This is a genomic window from Pseudomonas ulcerans, from assembly GCF_036324125.1.
GTDB lineage: Bacteria > Pseudomonadota > Gammaproteobacteria > Pseudomonadales > Pseudomonadaceae > Aquipseudomonas > Aquipseudomonas ulcerans.
Genome location: NZ_JAZDQN010000087.1, coordinates 1 through 6858, shown reverse-complemented (window position 1 = coordinate 6858; position 6858 = coordinate 1). Strand labels below are relative to the sequence as shown.

The window sequence follows — 6858 nt, the reverse complement described above, 5'->3', positions numbered from 1 at the left end:
GGGGGGGGCGGCTCCACCCGCTGGGCCCCCGCGGGGGTGGGGGGGGTTTGGGTGGTGGGGGGGGGGCGTGGCCCCCGGGGGGGGGGGGGGGGGCCCCCCCCCCCCCCGCGGGGGCCCCCCCCCGCTCCCACAGGGTCCGAAGGGAAATCCACCGTACCTAGCGTTTGTTCAACCGCCGAGCCAACCGATCCCCACTCACCTGGATCAACGCCACCAACACCACCAGCATCACGATCACCGTCAACATGATCTGGCTGTCGAACCGCTGATACCCATACCGATAGGCAATATCCCCCAAACCCCCAGCCCCGATGGCCCCCGCCATCGCCGACGAGTTGATCATGGTCACCAGGGTGATGGTGAACCCGCCAACGATCCCCGGCAGCGCCTCCGGCAGCAGCACATGCCAGACGATATGCCAGCGCCGGCATCCCATCGCCTGCGCCGCCTCGATCAGTCCATGGTCCACCTCGCGCAAGCTCACCTCGGCAATCCGTGCAAAGAACGGCGTCGCCGCGATGGTCAGCGGCACCACGGCCGCCCACACGCCATAGGTGGTACCGACGATCAACCGGGTGAACGGGATCAACGCCACCATCAGGATCAGGAACGGAATCGACCTGAACAGATTGACGAAAACCCCCAGCACCCGGTTCACATTGGGCGCTTCGAAGATCCCGCCCTTGCCGCTGGTGACCAGGATCACCGCCAGCGGAATCCCCACCAGCAAGGCGATCAGCGACGACACGCCAACCATCAGCAGGGTGTCGATCACCCCCTGCAACAAACGATCAAACCACATGACCCAGCACCTCCACCTGCGCGGCCCAGTTGCGGGCGCGCTGGATGATTTCTTCGTGAGTGTGCGGCGAGCCGGCCACGGAAATGACCAACTGCCCCAGGGCCCGGTCCTGGATCGGCTCGATCCCGCCCTGCAACAGGCTGACCCGTCCACCCAGCGCGGCGAACAGCGCTGCCAGGTCCGGTGCCTCGCGATCCTGGCCGCTGATCCGCAGCCGCAGCACCAGTGCCGCCCGCGCATCCGGCGCGCTCGGCAGCAGGCGCTCCAGCAGCGATGCCGGCAGCGCGGGCTGCAACGGCGCCAGCAGCGTCCGGCTCACCTCGTGCCGGGGATCGCCGAACACCTGCCACACCTCGCCCTGCTCGACGATGCGCCCACGCTCCAGCACCACCACGCGGTGACAGATATCGCGGATCACCGCCATCTCATGGGTGATCAGCACGATGGTCAGCCCCAGCCGCCGGTTGATATCCCGCAGCAGGCCGAGGATCGACTCGGTGGTTTCCGGGTCCAGCGCCGAAGTGGCCTCGTCGCACAGCAGGATCGCCGGGTCATGCACCAGGGCCCGGGCAATCCCGACTCGCTGTTTCTGCCCGCCGGACAACTGCGCCGGGTAGACATGGTGCTTCTCCTGCAACCCCACCAGCTCCAGCAGGGCCTCCACCTTGCGTCGCCGCTCGGCCTTCGCCACCCCGGCCACCTTGAGTGGCAGCTCGACGTTCTGCCACACGGTCTTGGCCGACATCAGGTTGAAGTGCTGGAAGATCATGCCGATGCGCCGGCGCAGCGCTACCAGCCGGTCTTCGTCGTATTCGGCGATATCCACCTGGTCGATCAGCACCCGGCCGCCGCTGGGCTGCTCCAGGCGGTTGATGGTGCGGATCAGCGACGACTTGCCGGCGCCGCTGCGGCCGATGATGCCGAAGATCTCGCCGTGCTGGATGTTCAGGTCGATGTCGGCCAGGGCCGGGGCGTCCTGCCCCGGGTAGGTCTTGTGCAGGCCGACGAAGCGCACATGGGCGCTGTTCAGCTCAGGGTGCAACGCGCGCTGCCGGGCCTCGCGCACCTCCGGCAAGGGCGGCGCATCCCGCACCACGCGGGCGTTGGCGCTGCTCATCTCAGCTCTCCCAGCCCGGCTGGTAGAGCTTGCCGTGGGCCTTGTCGAGGGCCGCACGCACAACCGGCGAGTGCTGGTAGATATCGATGAATTTCGCCAGGCGCGGATCGTCCTTGCTCTTCGGCTTGATCACGAACTGGATCACGTATTCCTTGTGGTCGATACCGTCGAAGAGCAGCGCCGATTCGGCATCGAAGGTCTTGGCCAGGCGGATGTAGTGTGGATAACCCTGCACCAGGTCGGCGTCATCGTAGGCGCGCACCAGTTGCACGGCCTCGACCTGGAGGATCTTGATGCCTTTCGGGTTGGCGATGATGTCTTCCTCGGTGGCCTTGTAGCCGACGCCCGGCTTGAGGGTGATCAGGCCGGCCTTGGCCAGCAGTTGCAGGCCGCGACCGCTGTTGATCGGGTCGTTGGCGATGGCCACGGTGGCGCCCTTCGGCAGCTCGTCGAAGGATTTGTACTTCTTCGAATACAGCCCGACGTTGTTGATGATCCCCGGCGCATAGGGCACCAGGTCGAAGCCACCGGCGGCCTTGGCGTTTTCCAGGAAGGGGATGTGCTGGAAGTAGTTCACGTCGATATCGCCGGCGTTGAGGCTGACGTTGGGCGCGATCCAGTCGCTGAACTCGATCAGTTCCACCTCCAGGCCTTGTTTCTTCGCTTCGCTGACGGCCGCTTCCAGGGGGACGGCGAAGGCCGCAGTAGTGCCGACTTTCAGGGCCTCGGCGGCGTGGCTGGCGCCGATCAGGCCGAGGGACAGGGCCAGTGCCGCGACGGGGCGGCCGATAAGGGTCTTAAGCATGCTGGAGCGCTCCGGTCGGGATGACGGTTTCGGTAGTGGTGCGGTAGCCGGCGCCGGGATGGTCGGCAGGCAGGTGGGCGGTGCCTGCGGGGAAGAGTTTCTGCCGCAGGCTGCCCGGGTCGTAGGCGGTCTTGTACGAGCCGCGTTGTTGCAGCTCGGGGATCACCAGGTCGATGAAGTCTTCGTAGCTTTCCGGGGTGACGGTGCGGGCCAGGTTGAAGCCGTCCAGGCCGGTCTCGGCAATCCAGCTTTCCAGTTCGTCGGCCACCTGCTGCGGCGAGCCGACGAGGGTGATGTAGCGTCCGCCGAGGGCGTGCTGGTCGAGCAGGCGGCGGCGGGTCCAGTCGTTGTTCTGCAGGTGCTTGGTGGCCGACTGGATGGCGTTGCTCTTCACGTACTGGATCGGTTCGTCCAGTTCGTAGGCGGAAAAGTCGATGCCGGTGGAGCTGGAGAAATGCGCGACCCCGGCTTCGGCGCTGGCGTGGCGCAGGTACTCGGCGTGCCTGGCCCGGGCCTGCTCTTCGGTGGGGGCGACGATTACCGTGATGCCCATGAACACCTTGATCGCCTCGGGATCACGGCCGGCGGCTACGGCGGCAGCGCGCACCTTGTCGACCTGGGCGCGGGTCGCGGCCTTGGTCTGGCCACTGATGAACACGCACTCGGCATGCTGGCCGGCGAAGCCCAGGCCTCGCTCGGAAGCGCCCGCCTGGAACAGCACCGGCGTGCGCTGCGGCGAAGGTTCGCAGAGGTGATAGCCCTCGACCTTGTAGAACTCGCCCTGGTGACGGACCTTGTGCACCTTTTCCGGCCGCGCGTAGATGCGCTGCTGGCGGTCCTCGATCACCGCGTCGTTTTCCCAGCTGCCTTCCCAGAGCTTGTAGAGCACCTGCAGGTATTCGTCGGCCTGGTCGTAGCGGCGGTCGTGCTCGGGTTGCGCGTCCAGGCCCATGGCCTTGGCGGCGCTGTCCAGGTAGCCGGTGACGATGTTCCAGCCGACCCGGCCACGGCTCAGGTGGTCGAGGGTGGAAAGGCGCCGGGCGAACAGGTACGGCGGCTCGTAGGTGAGGTTGGCGGTGAGGCCGAAGCCAAGGTTCTTCGTCACCGCCGCCATGGCCGAGACCAGCAGCAGCGGATCGTTCACCGGCAGCTGGATCGACTCCTTCAACGGCACGTCAACCGACTGCTGGTAGACGTCGTAGACGCCGACGATATCGGCCAGGAACAGGCCGTCGAACAGTCCACGTTCCAGCAGCTTCGCCAGGTCGGTCCAGTATTCGAGGGTCTTGTACTGGCTCGACGTGTCCCGCGGATGAGTCCACAGGCCATGGTTGATATGCCCGACGCAGTTCATGTTGAAGGCGTTGAGGAGGATCTTCTTCTTGGCCATCAGATGGTTCCCCGCAGCGGAGGATTCTGCTCGTTCAGGTAGTAGTTGCCGATGGCGTGGTATTTCCAGCGCACAGGGTCGTGCAGGGTGTGGGTCCGCGCGTTGCGCCAGTGGCGGTCTAGGCCGTGCTCGGCGAGGGTGGCCTGGCTGCCGGCCAGTTCGAACAGGGTGCTGCCGGCGGCCAGGGAAATCTCGGTACTGAGGGCGCGGGCCTCGGCCACGGCGATGGACGCAGCGGCGACCGTTTCGGCGTCGGTCTCGGCCTGGGCGCGGTCGAGGAATTCGCCGGCGCGCTCAAGCAGGGCTTCGGTGGCGTGCAGACGGGTCGCCAGGTGGCCGAAGGATTTCAGGGTCAGCGGGTCTTCGCTGGCCTTGTCGCTGGTGGCGTCGATCCACGGCCGGGTGCGGGTGCGCACGAAATGCAGGGCGTCCTCGTAGGCGGCGCGGGCGATGCCGGTGTCGATGGCAGCGTGGAGGATCTGCGCCAGCGGGCCGACCGGGGTCGGGCGCTCGAAGGCACTCTGGAACGGCACGACGTCTGCGGCGGTAACCGCGACGTTGTCGAACAGCACCGAGCCGCTGCCGGTGGTGCGCTGGCCGAAGCCGCTCCAGTCGTCGATCACCTTCAGGCCGTTGCTGTCGGCGGGCACGAAGGCCAGTTGCTGCACGCCCTGTTCATCCACCACCGAGGTGGGGATGCGCTGGGCGTAGATCGCACCGGTGGCGTAGAACTTGCGGCCGTTGATGCGGAAATCGTCGCCGTCGCGGGTGAGGGCGGTGGTGCGATCGTTGGCGGTCCGGGTGCCCAGCTCGGCCAGGGCATTGCCGAAGCGCACGCCGGCCAGGACCTCGGCGTACAGGCGCTGTTTCTGCGCCTCGCTGCCATTCACCCGGAGCACTTCCAGGGCATAGAAATGGTTCTGCGGAATCTGCCCCAGGGAACTGTCGGCCCGGGCAATGCGGGCGATCACCCGGGCCAGGGTGACGTTGGACACGCCGGCGCCGCCGTAGGCTTTCGGCACGCTGATGCCCCACAACCCGGAGCGCGAAAACAGCTCCAGCTCGGCATGGGGCAGGCGGCGTTCGCGGTCGCGCAGGATGCTGTCCTGCTGTAGTTGGGCGGCGATCTGCTCGGCGATGGCCAGGGCCTGGGCGTCGTCGGCGATCACCGGCACGTTGTAGTGCGGGAGGGAAACTTGGCTCATGAAACGGGCTCCAGTGGTCTGGTCAAATCCAGGAATGCCGGGCGGGCAGGGTGCCGTTGAGGTGGTAGGCGCCGACTGCGTGGTACTTCCAGCGCACCGGGTCGTGCAGGGTGTGCACCCGGGCGTTGCGCCAGTGACGGTCGAGATTGAATTCGGCAAGGGTGGCGCGGCTGCCGGACAGCTCCAGCAGCTTCTCGCTGGCGAGCAGGGAGATCTCCGTGGTCAGCACCTTGGCCTCGGCCACGGCGATGGAGGCGCGGGCGGCGGAAGCAGCGTCCACCGGCGCGGCATTGACCTCGTCGAGGACCTTGCCAGCCTTGGCCAGCAGCGCCTGGGCGGCGTGCAGTTCGAGCTTCAGGCGCCCGATGTCGGCGATCACGTAAGGGTCATCGCCGGCCTTCTCGACGCCGGCATCGACCCACGGACGGGCGCGCTCGCGGATGAAGGCAATGGCGTCGTCGATGGCGTTCTCGGCGATGCCGGCATCGATGGCGGCCTGGATCAGTTGCGACACCGAGCCCTGGATATTCGGGGTTTCGCCGATGCGCCAGTTTTCCACGACCAGTTCGGCGTCCACCGGTACTTCGTTGAGCAGCACGGTGCCGCTGGCGGTGGTGCGCTGGCCGAAGCCGGACCAGTCATCGACGATACGCAGCCCCGGGCTGCCGCGCCGGATGAAAGCGAGGACCAGGCGGCCGTCCTCGTCGAGGGCCTTGGCCGCCACCCAGTGGGCGAACAGCGCGCCGGTAGAGTAGAACTTCTGGCCGCTGATCAGGTGCACGTCGCCGTCACGGACGATGCGGGCTTTCAGCTCCAGGGTGTTTTTCGTGCCGCGCTCGGGCCCGGCATTGCCGATGCGCCAGCCGTCCAGCACGGACTTGAACAGTACCTGCTTCTGCCGCTCGCTGGCGGCGCCGCGCAGGAGTTGCAGGAGGCCGAACTGGTTCTGCGGAATCTGGCCCAGCGCCGGGTCGGCGGCGCTGATGATGCGGAAGACTTCGGCGATAGTGACGAAGGACACCTCGGGGCCGCCGTATTCGCGGGGAATGCTGATGCTGCCGAGGCCACTGCGGGTGAACTGCTCGACTTCGGCCCACGGCAGCTTGCGTTGCTGGTCGCGCTTGCCGGCCTGCAGGCGGGCGCTGGCAGCCAGTTCATGGGCGGCCGCGATGGCCTCGGCGTCGTTGCGCAGCACGGCGGCCGGAAGCAGCAGCGGCGCGGTGTCCAGGTCGCTGTGGACGGTGGTGGTGGCGAGATTGGACATACCTGACCTCATTGTTGGATGGCGGTGGTGCAATGGGGTCCGGTGGTCCGGTTCATATACCGTAATCGTGTATAAAAATTATTTGAACTAACGATTGGGAATATGGATAGAAAACCTGTTGTTGCTCTGGCAACACAGAATCAACAGCACTGCGCGGACTTTGTGGGAGCGGGTTCACCCGCGATGACGTCAGTGGATTCACCGCCGGCAACGCGGGTGGACCCCCGCCGACCAGGTCCGCGCCCGGGTTTGGGTATTTGTGTGCTTAGCTAATT

At 66.6% G+C, this 6858-nt stretch carries 6 protein-coding genes; all 6 read right to left on the bottom strand.

Translation table 11 applies throughout. The annotated features are described in order from the left end of the window. Nucleotides 1-157: 157 nt before the first annotated feature. Genes V0R59_RS31560 through V0R59_RS31535 form a run of 6 tightly spaced genes read right to left on the bottom strand, consistent with a single transcriptional unit; the run spans nt 158 to nt 6583 of the window. Nucleotides 158-802: a methionine ABC transporter permease gene (locus tag V0R59_RS31560; protein ID WP_330072616.1), complete on the bottom strand. Its 645-nt coding sequence runs from the start codon at nt 800-802 to the stop codon at nt 158-160. After that, nucleotides 792-1919 carry a methionine ABC transporter ATP-binding protein gene (locus tag V0R59_RS31555; protein ID WP_330072615.1) on the bottom strand — a complete coding sequence of 376 codons (1128 nt, stop codon included), beginning with the start codon at nt 1917-1919 and terminating at the stop codon, nt 792-794. Before V0R59_RS31555 ends, V0R59_RS31560 begins: the two co-directional genes overlap by 11 nt. Before the next feature lies 1 nt (nt 1920). Then, nucleotides 1921-2724, bottom strand: coding sequence for a MetQ/NlpA family ABC transporter substrate-binding protein (locus V0R59_RS31550; RefSeq protein WP_330072614.1), 804 nt, complete (start codon nt 2722-2724; stop codon nt 1921-1923). Then, nucleotides 2717-4114 carry an LLM class flavin-dependent oxidoreductase gene (locus V0R59_RS31545; RefSeq protein ID WP_330072613.1) on the bottom strand — a complete coding sequence of 466 codons (1398 nt, stop codon included), beginning with the start codon at nt 4112-4114 and terminating at the stop codon, nt 2717-2719. The genes V0R59_RS31550 and V0R59_RS31545 overlap by 8 nt, the downstream gene beginning before the upstream one ends. Next, nucleotides 4114-5319 carry an SfnB family sulfur acquisition oxidoreductase gene (locus tag V0R59_RS31540; RefSeq protein ID WP_330072612.1) on the bottom strand — a complete coding sequence of 402 codons (1206 nt, stop codon included), beginning with the start codon at nt 5317-5319 and terminating at the stop codon, nt 4114-4116. Before V0R59_RS31540 ends, V0R59_RS31545 begins: the two co-directional genes overlap by 1 nt. A 22-nt stretch (nt 5320-5341) precedes the next feature. After that, nucleotides 5342-6583, bottom strand: coding sequence for an SfnB family sulfur acquisition oxidoreductase (locus tag V0R59_RS31535; protein ID WP_330072611.1), 1242 nt, complete (start codon nt 6581-6583; stop codon nt 5342-5344). Nucleotides 6584-6858: the final 275 nt, after the last annotated feature.